Source organism: Chitinivibrionales bacterium, from assembly GCA_035516255.1.
In the GTDB taxonomy this organism is placed as follows: domain Bacteria; phylum Fibrobacterota; class Chitinivibrionia; order Chitinivibrionales; family FEN-1185; genus FEN-1185.
The window spans coordinates 71,769-98,191 of sequence record DATJAL010000029.1 but is presented as its reverse complement, the minus strand read 5'-3'; the positions used below and the strand labels follow the sequence as shown (position 1 = coordinate 98,191).

Sequence of the window (26,423 nt, the reverse complement as noted above, 5' to 3'; positions counted from 1 at the left end):
TTAATCCTTCAATCCATCATCGCCATTCCATTCGTTTACCCGGATATGAAATAATCAACGGAAAATTATTCCTGAATCAAAACGGAAATATCGTCCGGGAAAAATGGCAATGGTTGGCGGAACAATATCCCCATGTTGATTTGGATGAATTTATCGTAATGCCGAACCATTTACACGGAATATTATTTAAACCATGAAACTCAAACCTCTCCCCCTCCTCATCACCGGTCTCTCCTTCGTCCTTCTCTTCTCCCTTGCCGCCAATTTCTACGGCTATCACATCGCCGTTACGGCACTTGACAAATACAACGATTCGCGTTTGGACCCCATCGGCGGGCAGGCATGGAACCTCGACGCAATTGCCAAGGGCCATCATGCCGTTGTGCTTCTCGGCGACTCTCACGCATGGAACTGGAGATACCCCGGCGGCGACGTGCTCAACCTCGGCATTCCGAGCCAGACCTCGGTGCAGATACGCCTGCGGTCCGACCGTTACCGCGATTCACTCTCGGGAGCAATGCTGATCATCTTTGCCGGCGGCAATGACGTCAAGAGCATAAGCACCAATCTCGAGCGGAGGGACGCCATCGTCGAGCAATGCCTTTTGTCAATAGAGGGGATCATCAAAAATCATCAGGGGCATTTTGACGAGATCGTGCTGGCCACCATTCCGCCGGCGTTCAAACTGCCGTTGATGTACCGCGTTCTTTACCGGCCGGAGATAGACGGCTGCCAGACGAAGATCAACGACGGGATCCGTCGGCTCGCAGGCCAATATAAGGTGCGGCTGCTGGATGCTTACAGCATACTCCTTCCGAAAATCAAATCGGAAAAACTCTCGGATGACGGCATACACATGAATGAAAAGGCGTATGGGCATTTGACGGAGGAGTTGACAAAGGATCAATCGCCGGGAAAGTAAACACGGGAGGATTTCATGTCGGCAAGGCAAAATATCTTTTTTATCTCCTTTTACTTCGTATCATCTTTTATGTCGGCGATAATTCTTTGCATTCCCTCCCACGCCTTCGCCTATTATTCCCTCCCCGACGACCCGAACTCCTGCCCCGCAGGCTGCCGCCGGATCCACTGGGTCGCCGGATCCGACCTGTGGAACAACGGCATTCTCCCTGTTTACCCTTCTGTCAACTGCACCGGCCTTGCCGGTGACGGCGTTACCGACGACGGCCCTGCGATCCAGGCCTGCATTAATTCCGCCGCTGACAACACCGCGGTGTATCTTCCGGCGGGCACTTATTACGTGAACGGCACGGTGCGGCTCAGGAGCAGCGTGGCGCTGCGCGGCGCCGGGCCGGACAAGACGTTCATCAATCTCGGCGCAAACGGTTGGTTGACAACCCAGAACTTTTCGACCTCGGTGCATCTTGACCCGGCCACCTCGTACGGTGCGCATTCGCCCGGGTACCTGCTCGCCGGCGCGCCGAAAAAAGGCGACACGGTGCTCGCCGTTGCTTCAGGCACGGTAAACGCCGGAGACTGGATTTCCGTTTTTTCCGATGATGACTCGACCCTGGTGACCGCCAACGGCGCGGACGGCCACTGCACCTGGTGCGCGGACAACACCGGCTATCACCTGATGCAGCAGATCGTGCGGGTGAACGCCAAAAACGGTTCGTCGATCTTCATGAGCAGGCCGCTGTATTACACCCTGTTCACCAATCCCCAATACCGCAAGTATACGTTTCCCACGAAAAACGCCGGCTTCGAGGATTTCAAGGTGTCGGGCGTCGCCGACCGGGGCGCGGGCCAGCTCGTCACCCTGCAGGGCGCGCTGTTCTGCTGGGTGAAGAACGTGGAGACCTTCAACACCGGCAGTTCGAGCGGCTCCGCGCACATCGAGCTTGACTTTTCGTACGGCTGCGAGGTGCGCGAGTGCTCCCTCCACGACGGCAGGTCGTCGGCGAGCGGCGCCAATTACGGCGTGTATTTCCAGTTTGTAAACAGCGATCACAAGGTGGAGAACAACGTCATGCGCCATAACCGCCACAGTATCGTGTACCAGGGCGGCGGGTCGGGAACGGCGGTGCTGTACAACTACATGGACGACAATTTCACCGACGACCTGACATATCTCGGCTCCGCACGGACCTCGCACGGCGCGCACCCGTACATGAACCTTTTCGAGGGGAACATCATCTCCCACATCGCGGCCGACAACTTCTGGGGAACGTCGTCGCATTTCGTGTTCTTCAGGAACTGGCTGTGGGGCGACGAAACCGGTGCGGGCGTCCCGGGTTTTCCCCCGGCCGACGGCTACGTCGCCGTTGACGTTTATCCCCTGAACACCTATTACAGCTTTGTCGGCAACGTGCTGGGCGTCACTGGCATGCACACTGCCTGGCCGGCCGCGACACTGCGGGGATTCAATTCATACGCGAGCCCAACCGCACCCATGGTGTACAGTTACGGCGGCGCGAGCGGAACCATTCCGAGCACGGACGCCACGTCCCTGAACCACGGCAACTTTGATTACAAGACCAACGGCGTTGCGTTCTGGGAAGGCGGCGCAGACCATGCCTTGACAAATTCAATGTATTACGCCTCAAAGCCGTCCTGGTGGTGCGACAACATTCCCTGGCCGCCGATCGGCCCGGACGTCACGGGCCAGGCAAACGACATCCCCGCAAAGCTCCGCTATGACGGCACATCGTGCGCGGCGGCGGTCATCCAAGGCACGGCACGCGGCCCGCTGTTTGACAAAAAGGTAATCGGCAGGCTGTACGATGTTTCGGGACGGTGCATGCTGGCCTATTCGGGAAGCCTCGACGGCATGAACAGGTCTTTTGCACTGCATGAGGGCGGGTTGCGGGCGGGAGTATATATCTGGAGAATATCGGGCGATGGTACTTGGCAAACGGTAAAGCGAGTCGTGATAAAATAAATGTTAAAAAGATTTAAATGCCCCGCAGAATCGCAGTTCTTTCTAGGAGCTGGCATGAGGCAAACGGCATGATAAAATGCGCGAAGCGCAACTATCTTACTTCACGGAACGAAGTAACAATTCGCTCTGGCCCACCCTACGGTCCGCACTGGCGCGAAACATCATCCTGTCTTTTCCGCATGATTTTCCGCCTATCTGTCATTCTCCCTAAACAACCGCCGTTCGCGGGTGCGCCCAACAAATGAATGGATCTTGTGACCGCCGGTACCCGGCCGCACCCAGGAGGGGGTGGCGGAGGACCGGGCGTGCTTTACGGATACGGAATAGGTGATAAATTTTGGAGCACGGCCGGGCCGCAGCGAGGGGGAAACCTCCCCCACAAAAAATCTTGGTGAAAACAAACATGAATCAATGGATTTTCAATGCGGCTTCCCCCACCAAATAAAAGAAAATCAACGCAACATTAACTATATTTTCATTCTTGCTAAACCTTCATTAATTCATCCGGAAAAGAATGATAAAGGAGCATCCGTGACCCTGCTCATCATCACCGTCGTCATCACCATGTCGGCCTCGTTCTTCTGCTCGCTCCTCGAAGCGTGCCTCATGAGCCTGTCGCTGGCCGACATCGCCAAGATCTCCGAGAAGCGCCAGCTCATCGGCTCCATCTGGAGGGATTTCCGCGACAACATCCAGAAGCCCATCGCCACCATCCTCATCATCAACACGTTCGCGAACACCGTGGGCGCGGCGCTGTGCGGCACCATGTTCAGCGACCTGTACGGCGTCAAATGGGTCTGGCTGTTTTCGATCGTCTTCTCCCTGATGATCATCCTGTGGTCCGAGATCCTGCCGAAAACGCTCGGCTACCAATACAACAAATTCGTCGCCATGTGGTTCGGGATACCGATAAAAACCGTGGTGATCGGGATGACGCCGGTGGTCTGGGTCACCCAGTTCCTCACCCGGCCCTTTACCGGAAGGCGCAGGGAAACGGCGGCGGACGCGCTCGGCGACATCAATGTGCTCACCAGGTTCGCGGCGCTCAACAATCTCATAAGTAAAGAACAGGCGCGGCTCGTGATGCGGAGCATCGGCCTGTCGCGGTCCAAGGTGGCCGACATCATGATGAAGCGCGACCAGATAAAGTACCTCTCCGACACCATGTCGCTTACCGACGCGCTCATCGCCGCGCACCTGCACTACCACACCCGCTACCCCATCGTGGAGGGCGGCGATATGGACCGCATCGTGGGCTATGTCAACTTCAAGGACATCGTGATCGCCCTGCACATCAACCCCAAGGACCCGTCGCTGCGCGGCATCATGCGGCCCATGCTCTCGGTGGACGAGGCCGAGAACGCCTCCGCCGTGCTTAACAAACTGATACTCGGCCACCACCACATCGCGGTCGCGCGCGACGCTGCCGGAAAGGTGAGCGGGCTGGTCACGCTCGAGGACATCATCGAGGAGGTGTTCGGAGAGATCCAGGACGAGTTCGACATTCTCCCCCGGTTCGTGCGCGCCCTTCCCGAGGGCCGCTATCTCGCTGGCGGCGCCACCCCCATGAGCGAGCTCAGACTCAAGGTGTGCGCCGATTTTCCGGACGAGCCCGCCACGGTCGACGCGTGGATCCGCGGCCAGTCGAAAAAGGCGGTCGCAAGAAACGTCCGCATTTCAACGGCGAATTACGAATTCGTGATCGCGAAGGTGAGGAGGTCGAAGATTCATGAGGTGATAATAGAGTGTAAAAAGAAAGAAGATGAAAAATAAAATTGGACGTTCCCCGGCCTACGGCCGGGTCGGTTCTCCTTCCGGTCTCGCCTCCGGCTCGGGCTGCCACGGCCCGAGGCCGCGAAACGCGGCGGGGTCCGGGCAGCACCGCGCTCCAGCAGCGGCCTGCAGTCGCCCCTAACGCGCGGCACTAAGTTTAAGCCGCACCTCTCTAATCAATTTAAATACAAAGATCTTTAGCAAACACTTCCCGCTTATCAAGGTGAAGACCGCCGGAGGCGGAGGGGTTAAAAGAATGATTATTGATTAACAATACGCGCATCTATCCTTTGCCGATATACTATTCTCTTCTTCCGCCGTGTAAAGCTTGACCTGCCGCCGGCGGACTGCGAGCCACCCGGGTTTCCGCAAACCACAGGACTCCGGCGCCAAGGAGGGGGTGTGGGTGCGGATCGCCGCCGCCAACGCCCTGTTTCAACATTGTTTATTTGGAAATAAAAAGGGACACGGTATGCCGTGTCCCTGCAATAAAATTTAATGATATGCGTTGGCGGCGGAAGCCGCACCCCAGGGGGAGACTTCCCCCACCAAAAACCTTAATATTGACAAATTAAACTAATAAACCTTACCTCCCCCCCGCTATCCCCACCGTGCCCTGGAGCGTGGAATACGTAGATGTCTTTTTCACGGTATCCGTGTACTTGAGCATCAGGATGGTGCGGTACACGCCGGGCGCGCATCTCATGCCGCGGCTGTTGGAGCAGTTCCAGTAAATGTCGAAGTCGTAAGTGCTCGACGACGACACCACCCACCCGGGCGGTACGATCCCGGCGGTCGAATTCGAGCTGTCCGCCGACGTCACCAGGTTCCCGATCACGTCGAAGATGGCGAGCTTCGCGGTGATGGTCTGGTTCGCCGCCGGAACAATGGTGAACGTGAGCACCGCGCCGGCGCCGTCCTGGCGCACCCAGTCCCGGGCGCGCGGCTGGTACATGAGGTTGAGCACGCCGGGCCGCTCGCGGACGAACGTGGGCGACGTCGGGCTCGGCACGCTCTTGATCTCTTTGACCGGCAGGCTTTGCACCACCACTTCAACGCGCCGGTTGTTCGCGGCGGGCGCGTTCACCTGGCCGCTCGCGGCCCGGTCCGACAGGCTCTTGCCCACGGAATCGGAGGCGAGGCTCAGCCAGTACTTGGCGGTGAGGTCATTGCCGTTTGTCATGTAGAACTCCACCGAGACGCCCGAATCGACGCGGAAGAAACTGGATATCCCGTTGAGCATGGTGGTTACCTCGATGAGCGTGTCCTTGCCGCTGGCGAGCACCGAGTCCTCCCACACCCGGATCACGCCCGAGGGCAGGAGGCTGGTGTTGAAATTGTTGCCGTCGGTGCCGATGGGCTCTGAGAACGTCACGGTCACCTTGTCCTGCGTGTGCGAGCCGGGGCTGCCGATGGTCTTGGTCACCGCCCAGATCACCGGGCCCGCGCCGTCGGCCGCCTGCACGTTGACAATGGGCGAAACGCCGGCGAGCCCGGTGACGGTGATCGACGGCGTCCAGCCGGTCTGCGGGTACCGGGCGAGCGGGTCGCCGCTCTTCGGCTCCACCAGGCTCACCACGAACACCGAATCGGTCGCGGTCCCGTTTTTCGACGTCACGCTGTCGACGGTGAGCAAATACGTCACCTTCTCGCCGGTCACCGGGTCCTGATAGGTCCCGGAGAACGTGAAGGACACGCCGGAGTCGGGCCAGGTGACGTTCTTGTCAAAATACAAAACGATGTGGTCGAGGTAGCCGTCGCCGTTGACGTCCTGCGTCACAGCGCTGACGAGGCGCGTGGCCGGGCCCGTGATGGTGACGCGCACGCTGTCAAGCAGCTTCATCCCGGTCGGCGCCGTGTCGGCCGCGAAGATGAAGCCGCTCTCGTCGTTCTTCACGCTGCCGGCGGTGTAGAACACGCGCGCCACGCCGGTGCCGCCGTCGACGGCGTGCAGCGTGCCGTTGACCGTCCAGTCGCTGGCCTCCTCGCCCACCTGGTTGCCGAAACGGTCGTACCCCATCGCGATGATGAGCTTTGAGCCGTTGGGATAATCCAGATGGACCGAGTCGAGGTCCCTGCCGTTGAAGTCCTCGAGCGCGATGCTGGACAGCGCTCCGGGGTGCAGGGTGAAGGCGTCCGACGAGGCGCTCAGGCCGGCCATGGCGGCCGTGATCTTTTCCAGGCTGTCCTGGTCCGCCGGCGGGGCGTAGTACAGCACGAATCTTATTGTGTCAAGTCCGTCCCGGAAGCATTCCCCGAGGTCCGATCCCATGGTCACCGTGGTGTCGCCGATGACGACGGGCGCCGGGCGCGAGGCGCCGCCCCTGCCCAGCGCGTTCTGATAGGTCACGGTGCCGCACCACGTCCCGGGCACGAGGCCGTCCTTGTTCATGACACGCACCACGGCGACCATGGTGTCGCCCACGATGCGCTGCGCCGGCGGCGTGAGGATCGAAAGCTCCATGGACACGGGCGGCCCGACCAGGAACTTCACCGTGATGAAACCGGGCTTCGTGGTGACGGTGTCGCCGCCGAGCGTCACCCGTATGGTGCCGCCCGCGGTGTCGGGCTTGTCAGGAGAGAATGTCCAGCTCTGGGCGGTGGCCGGCGCGGCCGGCACGATGCTCAGGCCGGGCGAGCTTTCCCATTTCGCCGACACGTATTCCCACACCGAATCCGTTGACCGCTGTCCCTGCACCATCAGCGTGGTGTCCTGGTTCGTGTTCATGACAAGGCCCGTGATGGGCGCCGGCCCGCCGCCGGTCACGATCCGCAATGCCACGTAGTAGTACTGCAGCACGAGGGCCGTGGTGGTGTCGCGCAGTCCCGGATAGTCGAGGCTCGCGGCGATCACCTGGGCGCGGTCCCGCGGCGCGGACACGGCGCGCGCGATCACGCCCTCGCCCTGGCTCTTCTGGCCGTCGGCCACGGTCACCACCGCGGTGTCGAGGCTGGTCCACGCGGTATGCTGCGACGCCTGGATGTAGTTCCCGTACAGGTCGCGGATCACGGCGTACACGAACCCGTATTTCACCGAGCTCGGGATCTGCACGAGCGTGTCCGGATTGTCCTTGTGCGGGCTCGCCTCCATGCGCGGATCGTTCTCCAGCACGAGATGGTTGGGCCTTCCGGCCACCACGGCCACCTTCATGGTGTCGGCATACGACTGGCCGTTCTGCTGGAACAGGGCGATGAGCAGGACCGTGTTGTTCGCCCGCGTGGGCACGTACACGGTGACGTAGCCGTTCGCGGGAGTAAAGCTGCCCGTGGGAACGTCGGTGTTGGCCGGCTGCTCGACGACGGACCAGGTGACCGGCGATGACGCCGATTCGTACGACGCGAGCCAGTTTCCCGCTTTGTCAAACACCTTGACGTACACCGGCAGGGCGATGCCCGCCGAATCGATCACGGCCTGGTTCACGCCCGGATACGGCTGCTGGTTTGCGGGATCGCCGGCGGCGGGATACAGCACGATGGACCGCGCCGTGCCCGTGGTGAACTGCACCCGTATCGAATCCGGCTTTGCCGAGCCGAGCCTCACCCTGATGATGCCGCTGCCCGTGTCGGTGGGCGACACGTCCCAGCTGTTGGCGGCGCCGGGCGGCGCGAGCACGGTGGTGAGCCCGCTTGTGATGGCCCAGCCGGCCGGCACGTATTCCCAGCCCTGGCCGTCGGAGCGCAGCCCCTGCACGCGCAGGGTAGTGTCGCGTTCGATCGCCAGCGCGAGCGACGTAATCTTGGTCGAGTCGCCCACCACGATGCGCAGCGCCGTGTAGCTGACGTTGGAGAGAATCACGAGCACGCTGTCGGTGAAGGCCGGGGTCTTGCCGTCTTTGGCGACCACGATTGCCTGGCCCGTATTGGTCCTGCGCACCATGATGCCCGTGCCCAAGGCGGGATCGCCGTTTTTTGCCGCCACCTGCGTGGTGTCGCGGCTCAGCCATGTCGTGGGATTGGAGAAGCCGACGAAGTTGCCGTACCGGTCGCGCAGCACCGCGAACACGTCCAGCGTGGTGTCGGTGCCCATGATGGAGACCTGGCCAGCGCGATCCGGCGCGTTGGGCGACGAGGTCCTGCCCGTGGTGTCGGGCTCGATCACGAGCATGGCGGAGGGGCCGGGCGTGATGGTGACGGCGATCGCCTTCGTGAGGGTGATGTTCCCTTCTGTAAATGTGGCCGTCACCCGCACCGTCTGGTAGGCCTTGAACCCGGTGAACGTCGCCGAGAACCCGGTGTATTTGTCAAGCGTGCCCGACGCGGTGGCGCCCGAAAGCTCGGTGATGGTCCAGGCAAACGGCGCGTCGGAACGCTCGTAGCCGGAGAGCCACTGCCCGCCCTGCGTGAAGAGCTTGGCCACAAGCGGCAGCGGCGTGCCCGCGGCCACCGTGACGGTGGCGGGATACGCCATGTTCGTGCTGGCGTCCGGCGCGCCCGGCGCCGGGTACAGCGCCATCGAGACGGGATTGCCGTAGGAGAATATCGCGGTGACGGTGTCGCTCACCTGCTGGCTTCCGCTCCCCCACACGATGAAGATCTTCCCCGTTGCCGGGTTTACGGGCGAGAACGTCCACGACGTGGCGCTCGGCGGCGCCACGTTGTTGAACGACAGCCCCGACGTGTTCCCCCACGTCGCCTGGATGTCGTCCCAGATGCCGCTGCCGTCCGACCGCAGGCCGATGGCCGACAGCGTCGTGTCCTGGTCGGTGCGCATCTGCAGCGTGTCGATCCGCACGCTGCCGCGCACCACGATCTGGATCTGCGAATACGTCACGTTGGAGAGGATCACCTGCACCGAGTCGATCCAGGACCCCTGCGCGGCGACGACCCAGGTCGAGGTGTTGCTGATCGAGTGGCGCGTTATCTCGCCTTCGCCGAGCGCGGCGCGGGCTCCGGTCGCGGTGGCGACGAGCGTGTCGCGGCTCAGCCACAACGCCGCCGTGGCGTGGCTCACGAAGTTGCCGAACTGGTCGCGCAGCACGGCGTACACGCTGTCCTTGAGCATGCTGCTGGTGAACGTGACCGAGCCGAGGCGCTTGTCGGCGTTGGGGCTCACCGTTGAATCAGGGCTGGCCTCGATCACCATGTGCTGCACCGGTCCGGGCGTTACGCGCAAGGCGACGGTGTCGGCGCACGAAACGCCCGCTTCGCTGAACGACGCGACCACGTACACCGAATTCCCCGCCTTGGTGGGCGTGTACACGGTCTTGTACCCGGCGCTGAGGCTCAGGCCGCCCGTGGGCAGCGAGAGGTTGCCGGGAAGCTCTATCACGGTCCAGGCGACCGGCGCGGTGCTGCGCTCGTAGCCCGAAAGCCATATTCCCGCTTTGTCAAACACCTTGGCCACCAGCTGCATGCCGCGGCCCGCGGAGTCCGCGAGCACGAAGGAAGGGCCGGGATACGGCGTGTTGGCGCCGCCGGGCGGGCCGTCGAGCGGATAGAGCACCACGGTGCGCGGCGCGCCGGGCGTGATCTGCAGCAATATGGAATCGGGCGTGGCGGAGGCAAGGCTCGCCTTTACCCACCCCGATCCGGAGTCGGACGGCACGATCTGCCACGAGACCGCGGTGCCGGGGAGCGCGACGGCGCCTCCCAGGCTGCCCGACACGGTCCACGCGGCGGCCGTGTTTTCCCAGCCCCCGCCGTCGGAGCGCAGGCCCTGCACCTTGATCACGGTGTCCTGGTCTATTGACATAAGCACATTCGTTATCTTCGTCGAGTCGCGCACCACGATGCGCAGCGCGGTGTAATACACGGTGCTCAGAATGACCAGCACGCTGTCGGTGAAGCCCTGGCCCTGCGCGACCACCCACGCCTGGCCGGTCTGGACGTTGCGGTGCAGTACCCCCTCGCCCTGCGCCGCGTTGCCCGCCGAAACGCCCACGGTCGCGGCGTCGCGGGAGGTCCAGGCGGTGGGGTTCGAGAAGGCGACGAAGTTGCCGAGGTTGTCGCGCAGGACCGCGAACACCGACAGGTTCTGCGCCGTTCCCGCGATGGTCACCTGGCCGGCGCGGTGCACGCCGGTCGGGTCGTAGGGATAGGCCGTGGGCGCCGTGGCATCGGGCTCGATCACGAGCCGCGCCGCCGCGCCGGGCTGGATGGTGATTGCGACCGAGTCCATGATGACCATGCCGTTTTGCATGAAAGTCGCGGTCACGAGCACGGTCTGGTAGGCCTTGACGCCCGTGAAATTCGCGGACGATCCTGTGCTTTTGTCAAGCGATCCGGAGTTGGTCCCGCCCGACAGCTCGCGCACCGTCCAGGTGATGGGCGCGTCGGAGCGCTCGTAGGAGTTGAGCCACTCGCCGCTCTGGGAGAACAGCTTCGCGAAGAGCGGCAGCGGTGTTCCGGCGACCGCGTTCACCGCGGGCGCGTACGCGGCGTTGCCCACCGTGTTGGGCTGTCCGGCGGCCGGGTACAGCGCCATGGCCTTGGGCAGGCCCTTGTCAAATAAGACAACGATGGAATCGCCGAGCGCGCCGAGGGTGATGTAGATTTTCCCCGATGTCGCGGTGGTGGGCATGAACGACCACTTCGTGTTCGACGGCGGCGTATTGTTGAACGCAAGGCCCGCGCTGGCCGACCACTGCACCAGCACGGCGTCCCAGATGCCGCTGCCGTCGCCGCGGAGGCCGCGGGCGAACAGCGTGGTGTCCTGGTCGGTGCGCATGTGGAGCGTGTCTATGGTAAACGAGTCCCGCACCGCGATCTGGATCTGCGAATACCCGACGTTCGGGAGTATCACCTGCACCGAATCGCTCATGCCCCCCTGCGCCGCCACCACGTAGGTGTTCGCGGCGTTCTGCGCCTGCCGCACGATCTGGCCCTGGCCCATGGCCGCGTTGATCATGGAGGCCGTCGCCACCGCGGTATTCCTGCTTGTCCAGGACGCGGCCGTGGCGCGGCCCGCGAAATTACCGAACGCGTCGCGCAAAACGGCGTACACCGTGTCCCGCAGCATCGTGGTGGTAAAGGGGACCGACCCGAGGCGGTTGTCGGCGTTGGGGCTCGTCGTGGAGTCCCACGCCGCCTCGATGGTGAGGTGCGTGGCCGCTCCGGCCGCCACGCGCACCTGTATTGAATCGCGGAACGTGCCGCCGCTTGCGGTGAACGCGGCGATCACGTACACCGCGTTCTGGGCCTTCTGCCCCGTAAATGAGGTGCTGTACCCCGCGCCGAGGCTCAGGCTCCCGGTGGGCGTGGCATGGTTGGACGGGAATTCGTACACGCTCCACGCGACGGGCGAGGTGCCGGTCTCGTAAGAGCTGAGCCAGATTCCCGCTTTGTCAAACACCTTGGCCACCACGGGGAAGGCCTGGCCCGCGATGTCGGAATAGGCGTACGTCGGGTCGAAATACGCGGTGTTGCCCGGTCCGGGCGCGCCCGCGGCCGGATAGAGAACGATGTATTTGGGCGCGCCGGGCCCGAACTGCGTGCGCACCGAGTCGGGGAGCGCGCCGCCCATGCTCACCTTGATCCACCCGTTGCCGGTGTCCTGCGGATACACGTGCCAGCTCGAGGCCGCGCCGGGCGCTCCGGGCGGATTGACAAATGTGCCTGAAATCAACCATTGCGCCGGCACGTAGTCCCAGCCCGCGCCGTCCGAGCGCAGGCCCTGCACCTTGAGCGTGGTGTCCTGGTCTATGGTCATGGAAAGGACGGAAATCTTGGTGGAATCACGCACCACGATCCGCAGCGCCGTGTAGGAGATGCTGCTCAGCACCACGAGCACGCTGTCGTGCAGGGATGGATTTGTCCCGTCCTGCGCCACAATGTAGGTCTGGCCTGATGCGGCGTTGCGGATGCAGACTCCCTCGCCTATCGCCGCATTGCCCGCGGAGTCACGCACCGTGGTCGGGTCTCTGCTGGTCCAAGTTGTCGGATCGGAAAACCCGGCAAAGTTGCCGTACTGGTCGCGCAGCACCGCGTACACGGAAATGCTCGTGGAAGTTCCCAGGATGGTGACGGTGCCCGCGCGGTGGGCGCCGGTCGGGTCGTTGGGATACGCGCTGCCGCCCGTGGCGTCGGGCTCGATCACGAGTTTGGCCGCGGCCCCGGGCAGAATGGCGATCAGGATTGATTTGCTCATGGCGCCGTAGGTCGCGGTCACCTTCACCGCCTTGCCGGAAACCGTGCCGGTGAACGAGGCGATGGACCCGTTCGAGGTGATCGCTCCCGCCGTGGTGGGATTACCCTGCGCATCTGTCAAGGTCCAGGTAAATCCGGAAACGCCCGCGCCCTCATTGGCGCTCAGCCATTCGCTGTTGCTCGAGAAAATCTTGGCATACAGCGGGAACGGCTGTCCCGCCGTTGCGTTTGCCGACGGGCCATAAACATTATTACCACCCTGGCCCGGCGCACCGGAATTGGGATATAGTGCCATGCTCGCGGGAAGGCCAACGCTGAAAACCGCGCTGATCGTGTCGCGCAGCGATCCCATGGAAATAAAAATCTTGCCCGACGCGGCGGTGTCAGGCTGAAAGCCCCATGAAAATCCGTACGGCGGGGGCACGCTGAATTTAAGGTACGGGCTGGCGCCCCATTGCGCCTGCACCGTGTCCCAGATGCCGCTGCCGTCGGCGCGGAGCGCCTTTGCCCAGAGCGTAGTGCTCTGGTCGGTGCGGAGCGAAATGGAACCGATGTCGGTGGTGGCGGTCTTGCTGCCGGTGATGATGACCTTTGAATACGACACATTGGACAGGATCACCTGCACCGAACCGGACATTGAACCCTGATGCGCCGTGACCGTGGTGGTGCCGTTGTTGCTGGTGTTCCGCATGATGTCGCCCTCGCCCAGCGGCGCGTTGACCGTCGTGGCGGTCACATAGGCTGGATCGTACGTCCACGGCGAAAGGGACGCGGCGGGGCCCACGAAGTTTCCGAACCTGTCGCGCAATACGGCGTAGACCGAGTCGTGTAGGACATTGCCGGGGATCGTTATGGTTCCCAGCGGCGCGTCCGCGTTGGGACTGGCGCTCTGATTAGGGCTCGCTTCGATCACGAGATGGTTGGCCGTGCTGGGTCTGATGAAAACATGAATGGTGTCGGCAAGCACACCGAGACCGAGCACCTGGTCGACCCAGACGATGATGTTGTACCAGTGGTATGCGTCAACCGCGTGGAAAACGTTGAGGGAATCCGTGTAGGGCGGGTAGCTTTTGTTCAGATATTCCCTGAAGCCCGTGGTCTGGTGGGTGATTGCGTCCTCTATCCTCCATTTCATTGCGGTGTCGGAATGGGTGTTTATGAGGCCGAGCTCGTCAACCACGTGGCCGTGCATCACAATGGAGTCACCCGCGGAAATCGTATCTTGCTTCGGCGTCACGGTCAGGTCGATATAGGGAACGTTGAGGAGGTTGGTGGTAATCTGGATGTTGGAGCCCGTTGCCTGGCGTTCGCAGTAGAAAACATCGATAGTAGCTGGTTGCCCGAGTTGAAGATGCAAAGGCGCAAACCAATTGTCAAGATTGAAACCGCCTGTAGTATTGTTGTGCATTCCGCCGAGGTCAAGAACAAGATGTCCATTGATGAATACCCAAACGTCATCGTCACCCTTGAAATTGAAAGTAAGCCCTGCCCTGAGAATAAATTTCCTATTGAGGTGCATTGAAAACGAGTAATTGTTAGGGAATGTTGTCGGATTTATATAATCGGCGTTCCACACCAGACCGTTGTTAAAATGAAAGTAATCCCAATTCTTTGTGTTCGGATCAATTCCGAAACCTTTTCCGTTAAGCGGAAAATAATTCGCACTTGTTATTTGATATTGACCGTCAGAATTTGCAACATAAGTGAAGATAAGCGAGGTGTCTATTTCAATATTTTTGTAAGAGGTGTCTTTATCATAAGTTGCCACCGTAGCGGTCTTACCATAGGCCGCCGGAGTACCGCCCACTCCATACGTCGGCCGCATGAAGTCACTTCCCTGTCCATAATTGCTTTGCGGCCAAGGCCGGAACCATTTGTTAACGTAATAGCTGAATAGAAGTGAGTCTCCGCGCACCGGCAGACCATCGCTATCGAGTGTGTCGGCAACCAGCTTCAGAAACGGAAGTTGATTTCGTGAGCCTCCGGGATCGCACCCGGGATTAAAGTCAGGGCATGATCCATCCGAATGAAAATCGAAAAACGTAACCGGTATCGTCATCGTCGCCGGATACGTTTGCGCATTCGCAATTGTGAACCATGCCAGCACCGCACCCACGGCTATCGCGGAAATTCCAAAACTTCTTCTCATTCGTAATCCCCTTCGGCAAAAAAGTATTAAAAATAGCAACAGAGTATCAGAGTGACAAAGTTGCAACGTAAACGGTATTTCGCATGATTTTTCTTTTTTCCTTTGACCTCACCCCGGCCCTCCGGGCGGCCCCTTTCCGAATCGGAGAGGGGAATTTTTAATCAGCAATCAAACCGATCTCCGCGGGTGCGCCCAGCGGATGCGTGAATCTTGCAACCGTCGGTACCCGGCCGCATCCCAGGGGGAAACCTCCCCCACCAAATTATTATTTTCTAGTTATCTGATTTCTATTTTCTATTTTATCAACGTCATCTTCCCGTTAAACACCCCCAGTTGCCTGCCCGTCTTCGCGAGCGCCGACATCGAAACGATGTACACGCCCGCGGCCGCGGGCCGGCCGTCGGACGCCTGCGCGTTCCACAGGAGCTCGCTGCTGCCGGTCATGAAGCCCGGCGTTATCTGCGTCTTCCACACGGCGCGGCCGCGCAGGTCGTAGATCACGAACTTTACTTTGTCCACGCCGTCGTACGGCAGGCTGTACCGTATCCGCACGAACGACCTGAACGGGTTGGGATACGTCCCCATGAACCGCAGCACGCCCGGCCGCGCGATGGTGCGCACCTTGGCGAGATACGCGTCGGTGCCCGCGAACAGCCAGCGGTATTCCCGGCCGCCCGCATCCACGGCCACGGTCGCGCCGGCACTTGAGGCGTCGGCGGCCGAATCGGCGGCCGGGTTGTACAGCCGCGCCTTCATGCCCTGCGGCAGCGTCTTCACATTTTCTACCTTGTATGAAATCGCGGCCCGCTGGTCGGTCTCGTTGCCGAACACGAGCAGGTACGCTGCGCCTCCGTCCGGCATGGCATGGACCACGGCGTTGCCGTGCGTCTGGCCCGCGGCAGGATCATATACCGCGGCATACGCCTTGACAAGTGAGGGCGCCGTCGGATACCACGACACGCCGCCGTCCCGCGCGGGCGCGAAGCCGCAGTACAACGAGGTGAGCGGCGTGCCGTCGGAGAGCACGGGCACCACCCTGAGGGCCCAGCCGCCCGTTGTTTGCCGCTTCTTGGACAGGCCGATGTTCGACATCGCCTGCGGCAGCGGCGGCACCACGAGCATGAGGGTGTCGGCGCTCGGGTTGAACACCGAGAATCCCGCGCCGCCGGCGAGCGTCGCCGCCCTGTTGTTGAGGGAATCGATGCCCGCGATGAACTTCGCATCGGTCCAGTACCTTCCCGCGGCGTTCTTGTGCCAGGAATAGAACTGCAGCGAGTCCGGCGCGACCGGCAGCGCGCCGGTAGCCGCGAAAATGTCGCCCAGCGTCACGTCGAAGTTGAACGGCAGGGCGACATCGGTGAAGGTCTTGGGCCCAAGCCGCACGGCGAAAGGCTTCGTGAGGGGCGGGGTGACGCCGCGGCCGAGCGGCAGCGCGGCCATGTCCCTGGTCTTGAGCCAGAGCAGGCTGCCGCGCGCGAGCGCGAACGTTGCGGCGCCGCTGTCGGAATATTCGGTCCATTTCGACGCGCTCGCGGCGTTCGCGGGGCCCGGCATCCAGCGGAAGAGCCTGAACTGCTTGGGATCGTATTTCCACGGGCTCTTGGACGAAAGCGGCCTGAGGATCCGCTTGACGTCCTGCGTGTCAAGCACCATGGTGGTGCTCAGGGGCGTCCAGTCCTGCGCCGCGGTGCGCACGATCCCGGCCGTGTCGAGGATCACCGACCGCGACAGGTCGACGGAATCGCGGTGCGTGCCGTCGAAAACATACACAACGGCGCGCGCGCCGTTGTCGACGCTCGCGTACTGGCCGTCCACAGAGACGATGATGGTGTCGAGCGTGTCGGAGAGGGTGCCCAGCTGCGCGGTGTCGCTCGTGAAAAGCGACGAGCCTCCCTTTGCCGCGTAGAAGTGCCACGAGACATTGGACAGATGGTCGCGCACCACGATGGTGTCGGCAAAAGGGTGCTGCGCCGGGACCGGGTCCCATGCGCCCGCGTTCACGCTCAGCTTCGGATGCGTGGTGTCGATCAGGGCGACGAACGGCAGGTCGAGCTTGTTGGTGAGCACGTACACGTACCGGCCGGCCGTGTCCACGGCGAGCGGGCTGCCGTCCACGAGCCACGCGCCGGCGTCGGTGCGGTGGAAGATGCGCACGTCGGCGAGGGAGTATCCCGGCGGGATCGTATCGACCCTGATTCCTATGTAGAAAGGAACGCCGCCGTCCTTGTTCTTGAACGTAAAGCCCACGCCCGCCTGCACGAACCCGGCGAGCGCCGCGGTGTCGAGCGGAACGTAGTAGAGCGTGTTGTGCGTCACCGACGAGTCGCCCGGCGTGTTGAGCAGCCGTACGCTGTTGTTGAAGGCGAACACCGTGTCGTTCTGTTTTGTAAAGTATACCACGTTCTGCCAGGTGTACGACGGCGTGCGCACGCTGTCGTACCCGGCCGCCGAAGGCCGCGTCCACGCGCCGTCGGAACGGCGCAGCCACAGGCCTACGTAATAGGTGTGGTTGAAGAGGATGTTGCCCTGCACCGCAACGTAGGCGCAGTCGCCCGCGGCCCGCACGTCGATGGCCTGCTGCTGGCCGGTGTTCACGGTCGGCGGGCCGTCGGTCGAGTACAATATGCCCACCTGCAGGCTTTCGGCCTGCGCCATGTTGACGCTCCAGCACACCCTGAGCTGGTTGACCGAGGTGTCGAAGACGAGGCTCTTCACCTGCACGCTGTTGTACGGCAGCGTGTCGCCCGCCTTGAGCGTTGAATCGGTCGCGCTCGACGAGTCGGTGATGGCCGACCACAGCCCTCCCTTGAACACCTGTGCGCCAAAGAAGTACCGGGTGTCTTCGCTGAACTTGTTCCCGATGATGACGGTGTCGGAGACGCCGGGCACGAGCGAGTCCAGATGGAGCGAGGTGACGTCAACGGAGAGCGGCACCGGCGAGCCGGTGCGGTACCAGATGATCATCCGCTCGATCCCGTACGCGGCGAGATTGTTCCAGGTGAGCCTGATCCGCGTGGCCGACAGCGCATGCGCCGCGAGGTGGATCGGGTTGTGCGGCCGCTGCTTGCCCACGGTAAACGACGTCGAAAGCGGCGGGCTGTAGCGGCCGTTCTTGCCATGGAGCTCGACGGCGGCGTACATGGTCTTCTGCTCGTTGTTGAACTGGGAGTTGACAATCGAGTACACGTACCGGGATCCCGCCTTCACCACGTCGGCGGCGGCGAACCATTTTGTAAAGGCCTGGTCCTTGAAGTTCACCGTGTCGGTGGCCAGGCTGTACCACACGCCCACCGAGTCCACGCGCGACGTGTCGATGCCGGCGGCGTTGTCGAGATAGATGCGGGCCGTATCGTCCGGAATGTAAACGCCCGAAATAAGGAGTGAGTCGGCGATGGGCATGGTGTCGCGCATGAGCACCAGCGCACCGTTGCCGCTGTCAAACGGCGTGGTCTTTCGGTCGCTCCAAAGAATGTCGCTCATGATGCCGTACACGCTGTCTTTGCCGGTGAGCGCGGGCACGTCGATGACGTCGGTGAACGTGGCCCCGCCCGCGCGCAGCGCTGCCGGCGTGTAATACTTTATGAAGGTCGACTGGCCGCGGGTCTGCGGCCACGACGCAACGGTGTACCAGAGCCCCACGGAATCCGCGGAAACCGACGGCGACGGCGGCGCGATCGCGTTGTACCCGGTGAGGGTGACGCGGATCTTCTGCGGCGTAACATAGGCGCCCGTCATCTGGATCGGGTTGCCGCCCGGGTTGTACGCGAAGACCGACAGCGACGCTGTGTCGGTGCCGCCCACACCGGTCACGGCGAGCCGCACGGTGTAGGTGCCGGCCCGCGTGAAGGAGTGCGCCGGGTTCTTCGAGACCGTGTCCACGGTGCTGTCGCCGAAGTCCCACGCCCTCGTCGAGAAATTGCCGCTTGACGAATCGTAGAACGAAACGGACAGGGGCACCTGGCCCGCGGCCGGGACCGCGCCGAAGGCGGCGTGCACCCTGCCGTAGACGGTGAGCAGCGCGACCGCGCTTACCGCGGGCGCGCCGCAGGAGGCGCTCACCAAGCACCGGTAGCGCGCGCCGCTGTCCGGCGTCTGTGCCACGAACGCGTAGGTGGCCGCGGCGGCCGCGGGAATGGCCATGAATCCGGTGTCGGCCGCTCCCCTCCTCTGCCACTGGTAGGTGCGCGAGGTTCCGGTGGCGGTGACGCCGAACACCACGGTGGCGCCAGAGATCAGCGTGTCGTTGGCCACGGTCTGGGCCGTGATCGCCGCCGGGTCGCACACCGTGAGCACGGCCGGGTTCGAGATGACGTCGCCGCATTTGCTCTTGATGTAGCAGCGGAACCGCAGGCCGTTGTCCGTCGCTTTTGCGGTGAAGGCGAACGCCGCGGCCGTGGCGCCCGCGGTGTCGTTCCACACGAGGCCGTCGCTGCTTTTCTGCCACTGGTACTGCGGCAGGGTGCCGACGAAGCCGACCCTGAAGGTGGCGGTGCCGCCCGTCACCACGCTGGTGTCCTTGGGCTGGGCCGCTATTGACGGAGGAGAACACACGAGCAGCATTGCCGCCGCCGACGAGTCCCTGCCGCAGCCGTTGGTCACCATGCAGCGGAAGCGCGCGCTGTCGTCGCCGGCCGTTGAAACGAGCCGGTACATCGCGGTGGCGGCGCCGGTCCCGGCAGTCGCATTTGTCCATGTTGTGCCGGTGGGGCTGCGCTGCCACTGGTACGCCAGTGACGATCCGGTGCAGGTGACGCCGAACACGGCGGTGTCGCCGAGGTTTTTGTCCTGGTTGCCGGGCTGGGAGACCACATGCGGCGGCGTGCACACGTGCAGCCGGCCGCCGGGCGATACCGCCGGCGTTCCGCAGTTGCCCGACACCACGCACCGGAAATACGAAAGGTCCTCGCTCGTGGCGGAAGCGAACGTGTACGACGCCGCCGTCCCGCCCGAGGAAACGGGGCTCCACGTGATGCTGTCGGGGCTGGTCTGCCACTGGTACGACAGCGGCGCGCTGCCGGCCGCCGCCACCGAGAACGTAACGTTCTGGCCCGCCACGGTGCTCTGGTCAACGGGTGCCATGGTGATCGAAGCCGGGGTGCAGATCGTGAGCGTCGCGGCGGCGGAATTCACCGTTCCGCAACCGTTGGTGACGACGCAGCGGAAGCGGGCGCCGTCGTCGCCCGCCGCCACGGTGAAGGTGTACGAGGCGGTCGCGGCGGTGGCGCCTGTCGCATTTGTCCATGTGTTGCCGTCGGGGCTCCGCTGCCACTGGTACGCGGGCGACGTCACTTCGGGCGGTACCACCACCCCGAACGTGACGCTCTGGCCGATCATGTCCGTCTGCGACGCGGGCGGCTGTAAGACCGACGGCGGCGTGCACACCGAAAGCAGGGCGGCCGCCGAATAGACCACCGTGCCGCAGCCGGTGGAGACGGCCGCGCGGTACTGCCACGCGTTGTTGGCCGTCGCGGATGTAAAGGTATAGGATGCCGCGGTCCCGCCGACCGCGACGTTCGTCCACGTCTTGCCGGTGTCGGCGCTGTACTGCCACTGGTACGATACCGACGGCGTGCCGGTCGCGGTCACCGTGAAGGTCGCGTTCTGGCCCGCCGTCACGCTCTGCGGCGCGGGCGGAACGGTCACCGCCGCCTGCGTGCACACCGAAAGGGTCACGGCGTTGGACGTTGCCGTGCCGCAGCCGTTGCTCACGACGCACCGGTATTGCGCGCCGAAGTCGCCGGCGGCGGCCGTGAAGGTGTAGGTGGCCGTGGTCGCGGACGCGCCCGAAGCGCTTTGCCACGTCGCGCCGTTGTCGCCGCTGCGCTGCCACTGATAGGCGGGGCTCGTCACCTGGGCGGGCACCGTGACCGAGATCGTCACGGGATCGCCCACGTTCTTGAGCGGCGGCGGCACGGGCTGCGTTGCGATGGACGGCGGCGTGCACACCGACAGGCTGGCGGCCGCCGAGACCGCGGGGCTGCCGCAGCCGTTCGACACGTTGCAGCGGTATTTGTATCCGTCAAGGTTCGACGTCGTGGCCACGACGAGCGACGCGGCCGTGCCGCCCGACAGCACGTTGCTCCACGTGGCGCCGCCGTTGGCGCTGTAGTCCCATTGGTAAAGAAGGGTGCCGCTGCCCGTCGCGGTCACCGTGAAGGTCGCGTTCTGGCCCGCGGTCACGCTCTGGTTGCCGGGATTGCCGGCGATTGCCACGGGCGTGCACACCGCGAGGGTGATCACGCTCGAATACACCGTGCCGCAGGAATTGGATACCATGCACCTGACCTGCACTCCGTTGTCGGTCGATGCCGAAGTGAAGTTGTACGACGCGGCGGCCCCGCCGGTCGCCACATTGTTCCATGTTTTCCCGGTGTCGAGGCTCCGCTGCCACTGGAACGACGGCGACGTCACGACCACAGGCACCGCGACCGTAAGGGTTATCGGCGAGCCCGCGATCACGGTTCCGGGGTTGGTCGGTTGCTGCGAGATCGACGGCGGCGTGCACACCGTGAGCAGCGCCGAGGCCGACGTCGCGGGCGAGCCGCACCCGTTGGTCACGTTGCACCGGAAATAGCTGCCGTTGTCGGTCGACGCGGTGGTGAAGGTGTAGGCCGCCGACGTGCCGTTGAGCGCCACGTTGTTCCACGTTGCCTGATTGTCAACGCTTACCTGCCACTGATACGAAGGCGCGGGAACGCCGGTGGCCGCCACCGTGAACGTCGCCGCGTTGCCCGCGGTCACGTTCTGCGCCGACGGGTTCGACGTGATGGAAACGGCCGTGCACACGCCGATGTTGACCGCGTTGGAATAGATCTGGCCGCAGCCGTTGGTGATGTAGCACCTGAACTGCGCGGTGCCGTCGCCGCTCGCAACCGTAAAGGTGTACGACGACGACGTGCTCGCTCCGGGCGCGGGGGGCCACGTCGTCCCGCCGTCGGTGCTTTTCTGCCACTGGTAATTGACCGGCGCCGTGACCTCGGCCGGCACGGTCACCGTGAAGGTCACCTGGTCGCCCACCTGCTTGCCCGGCTGCGACACGGGCTGCTGGGTGATCGACGGCGGCGTGCACACCGTAAGCAGCGCTGCAGGCGAATACGCGGTTGTAAAGCAGCCCGTCGACACGGCGCACCGGTACTGCCACCCGTTCTCTCCCGTTGCGGTTGTAAACGTATAGGTCGCGGCGAGACCGCCGCTCGTCACGTTGTTCCAGGTGCTGCCGTTGTCGGTGCTCACCTGCCACTGGTACGAAATCAACGGCGTGCCGGTGGCGGTTATCGAGAACGTCGCGTTCGCCCCGGCCGTGACGCTCTGCGGCGACGGGCCGACGCTCACCGCGGCCTGCGAACACACGGTAAGCACCGCGGCGGCCGACAACGCGGCGCTGCCGCAGCCGTTGCTCGCCTGGCACCGGAAGCGGTACTGGTCCTGATTTGCCGCCGCGGTAAAGCCGTAGGTTGCCGATGTGGCCCCGCCTATCGGGTTCCACGTCGACCCGCCGTCGGCGCTCTGCTGCCACTGGTATGAAATTGTTCCGCTGCCCGATGCTGCTGCACTGAACGATGCCGTGGAGCCCGCGTTGACCGATTGGTTCGACGGATTCGCGGTGATGGCCGGAGGTATGCACACCGAAAGCGCGGCCGCCGCCGAATAAGCCGTGCCGCCGCAGCCATTGACAAGTGCGCCGCACCGGTATTGGTAGCCGTTCTCGCCGATGTTGGCGGTAAAGGCGTAACTCGCCGAGGTCGCGCCACCGATGATGGACCAGGTGTTGCCGCCGTCGGTACTTTGCTGCCACTGATAGTAGATGGTGCCGCCGCCCGCCGCGGTCACGGTGAACGTGGCGCCGCCGCCGTCAATGACGTTCTGGTTGGAAGGATTACCCGTGATCGAGGCCGGAACGCACACCGTCGCGAGCGCCGCGTTCGAAGTGGCCGTGCCGCACGAGTTGGTCACGACGCAATGATACTGGCTGCCGTTGTCGCTTCCCTGGGTGGTGAAACTGTACGACGGCGTGTTCCCGCCGGTGCCGAGCGTCACATTGCTCCAGGATGACCCGCCGTTGGTGCTCTTCTGCCATTGATACGAGGGACTCGTCACGTTGCCGGGGACTGTTATGGAAAATGAAGCGGTGTTGCCGGCCACGCCAGACCAGTTCACCGGCTGGGAGGCCAGCGACGGCGGCGTGCATACGGTGAGCGTCGCGTTGTTCGAAACCGCGGGCGTCGCGCACCCGTTGGAGACAAGGCATTTGTAAAGACTGCCGTTGTCCGACGACGATGTCGTGAATGAATAGGTGGCCGCGGTCCCGCCCGACGGCACATTGCCCCAGGTGCCTCCGCCGTTCAGGCTGTACTGCCATTGGTACGTGAGCGTTCCGCTGCCGATGGCCGCAACGGTAAACGATGCCGGCTGCCCCGCGGTCACGTTGACATTTGACGGCTGCGAAGTGATGGCCGTGGGCGTGCAGACCGAAAGCGTGGCTTCGTTTGAATTCACGAAATCACATGAATTGCTCACCATGCAAAGATATTGGTAGCCGTCTTGGGATTGCGAGGCCGTGAACGATAAAATCGTGCCTGTCTGCCCGGAAATCGGATGAAAAATCCCGCTTCCGGAATCGCAGAACCACTGATAAGAGATGTTCGGCCCGGCCGCGGAAATGGTAAAGGAAGCGTTCTGTCCCGCCAGCACGCTTTGGTTCTGCGGGTCCTGACTCACGAAGGGCGGATCGCATACATTGAGAACGGCCGAACCCGATGTCGCGTTACCGCAGGTGCCGGTGATCTGGCAGCGGAAATAATACCCGTTCACGACATCGCTCGTGGCAAAGGTGAGGGTCGCGGTCGTGTACCCGGTGCCGATGGTCCATGGGTTCCACGTGGTGCCGTTGTCGGTGCTGTATTGCCATTGGTAAACGAGGCCGTCGCCGGTCGCGGTCACGCTGAACGTGACATTGTCTCCCGCCGGAATGGTCTGGGTCACGGGCCCCGCCGAGATCGACGGCGGAACGCAGGCCGGGGAAACGGTGAGCGTCGCGTGATTAGAAGTGACGGTTCCGCAGGAGTTGGTGACATTACATTCATACCATGAGCCATTGTCCGCAGGATACGCAGTTGTAAATGTGTATGAGGAGTTCGTGGTCGTGCCCGAAGGCGTATACCATGATCCGCCGCTGTTGTCGCTGCGCAGCCACTGGTAGGTAACGGAGCCCGATGCCGTGATGCTGAAGGTGACCGGGTTTCCGCCCGAGGCCGACTGGTTGGTCGGCTGGGCCGTGATCGTGGCAAGCGGGCACTGCACCGTAAGCGTGGCCGTGCCCGAGGTGACCGGACTCCCGCAAGCGCCGGAAACCACGCACCGGAACTGGGCGCCGTTGTCGGCGGGATACGCGGTTGTAAAGCCGTACGAGGCGGAGTTCGTGCCGACATTGGTCCAGGTGCCCGTGTTGCGCTGCCATTGATACGAGAGGTTCGAACCGCTCGCCGTGACCGTGAAGGTCGCGGTCTGGCCGGCGTTGACGGTGGTGTTCTGAGGATTGCCGGAAATGGAAGGGTTCGTACAGGTAACGGTGAGCGTGGCCGCGTTCGAGGTCACGTTGCCATAGGAATTGGAGACATAGCAGCGGAACTGGGCGCCGTTGTCGCCGGCGACCGTGGTGAGAGTGTAGTTGGCCGTGGTGCCGCCCGCGCCGCCCGACACATTGTTCCATGTCGAGCCGCCGTCGTTGCTGCGCTGCCATTGATATGAAAGTCCGCCGCCGTTGGCGACAACTGAGAAGGAGGCGACAGAACCGACGCTGACGGTCTGATTTGTGGGTTGGGTGACAATGGTCGGGGCAGAGGAGGCGATCGGGGTGAAGGAAAACCAGGAAGCGCCCGTCTTCTGAGATTGATACGCGAGCATCATCCAGTCGGCGGAACGGGCGACATTTGATATTTCAGCCTCGTTAAACTTTCCTTGGAACAGTTGACATGGGTTCATGTAATAGTCTGAACCCAAATAATTGAAATAATATGAGCCGGTTGAAATGGCGGTTGGCGTTGTTGTAATGGCTTGTGGGGTTCCATTTATATAAACGGCGCAGGTACCTGTGTTGGTGACTGTGAAGCCGACATGGACCCATGAAGAAGAGGGATTGGGAAAGTTATTGCTTGTCGTGTAGGTTTCTGCACCGTTCGTCGTGAATGCAACCGTTAAATTGTTAGCATCGTGCCGTTTCAGTTTTATACAATTACCGTTGGTCGCCTTTGTCAATGAAAACAAAACGTCTGCGTCTGCGGTCCCAGAAGACCATGCCCACGCCGAAAACGTGAAGTTGGGGGCGCTTGCAAAAGTAAGGCCCGGCCCGAGTTTTGTTGTTGCCTTCGTGCCAGTGGTATACCAGTTTTTATCTGTGGTAGAAACTCCATTCGCGGTAGTATAACCTGATCCCCCCGAGAGTATGGTTACCGTCTTAGCTCCGAAGCCCCATTGTCCCCCGTTCGTTGTATTTGTAGTTGCTACGAGTAGCTTTCCATCGCCGTTGCCGCCAGCAACGAGCAAGGTATCACCAACATTATATGCAACACCGTAATTTGCAACAGTTGCAGCAGTGATTGCGCCAGTAGGAGCGGTAATATTTACTGTTGCCACATTCCCTCCGCCCCCAGACCCGCCTTGATGAGGACACGTGACAAAAGCGAGGGTGGAAGCAGCAGTCCCTGATACTGCGGTGACTTTGACTACTCCATTATTTCCCTGTCCCCCATTCGCACTGTTTCCTACAAGAAGGTAATCACCCACGGCATAACCTGTACCGCCACTGACAGGAGTAGTATTGATAGTGGTAATTGCTCCGTTAGCATCAACAGCTGTTACGTTTACCTGACACCCTGTTCCGGTTGTACCTCCGAATATTGAAAGGTATTTACCATGATACCCATCACCAAAGTTTTGACCGAATGCGATTTGTCCAGCAACCTGGTCGCCGCTCACCATGTTGTATCCGGTGGCGGAATAAACGCCGGTTGCGTCGGCGTATCCGTTAGGAGTGTTGCTTCCTGTTTCATTGAGATGGTATGCACCCAAATACCCGTTGTTAAAAACATTCGCCCCGTTCGACTGGCTCGTCGCGCCCGAATTTCCCCAATACATCCTTATCTGCGTCTGCCCGCCGTTGGTGGCGCCGGTCACGTCGACCTTCACCCATATCTCCGCTACGGAATTCGCGAAGTCCCACCGCTCTATCTGATAAGGCAGCGCGGTGACATGATCTGATTTTGAAAACCTGATGTCCGATCCGTCGCTATTGGCTTGTGAAAATATGCTCGGGGTGAAAGTCGTGCCGGATAATCTTATGAGCACCGGGAACCCGGCAACGTCGCCCGAAACGCCGAGGCCGGTCGTGTTGAGGTTCACGTCGCTGGCATACTTCCACGGGGAAAAATCATCTGCCTCCGTCGTGGCCGTCCATCCGAACATCCCCATGAAAACCATCATTGCCGCAGTACACCATCTGTCAATCCTCATGTTGCG

At 62.2% G+C, this 26,423-nt stretch carries 5 protein-coding genes; 3 read left to right on the top strand and 2 right to left on the bottom strand.

What is annotated here, in order from left to right:
• The first annotated feature begins 193 nt into the window (after nt 1–193).
• From VLX68_08715 to VLX68_08705, 3 genes are all read left to right on the top strand, one after another.
• Nucleotides 194–922, top strand: coding sequence for a GDSL-type esterase/lipase family protein (locus VLX68_08715; protein ID HUI92314.1), 729 nt, complete (start codon nt 194–196; stop codon nt 920–922).
• Between the two features lie 15 nt (nt 923–937).
• Nucleotides 938–2,902, top strand: a complete 1,965-nt coding sequence (locus VLX68_08710; protein ID HUI92313.1) for a glycosyl hydrolase family 28-related protein — start codon at nt 938–940, stop codon at nt 2,900–2,902.
• A gap of 531 nt (nt 2,903–3,433) precedes the next feature.
• Nucleotides 3,434–4,675: a CNNM domain-containing protein gene (locus VLX68_08705; protein ID HUI92312.1), complete on the top strand. Its 1,242-nt coding sequence runs from the start codon at nt 3,434–3,436 to the stop codon at nt 4,673–4,675.
• Between the two features lie 586 nt (nt 4,676–5,261).
• Here VLX68_08705 and VLX68_08700 read toward each other — a convergent pair.
• Both VLX68_08700 and VLX68_08695 read right to left on the bottom strand, forming a co-directional pair.
• Complete coding sequence (locus VLX68_08700) at nt 5,262–14,909, bottom strand: fibro-slime domain-containing protein (protein HUI92311.1); 9,648 nt, start codon at nt 14,907–14,909, stop codon at nt 5,262–5,264.
• Between the two features lie 294 nt (nt 14,910–15,203).
• The gene (locus VLX68_08695; GenBank protein HUI92310.1) at nt 15,204–26,417 is read right to left on the bottom strand and encodes a DUF2341 domain-containing protein; all 11,214 of its coding nucleotides are present in this window, start codon (nt 26,415–26,417) and stop codon (nt 15,204–15,206) included.
• Nucleotides 26,418–26,423: the final 6 nt, after the last annotated feature.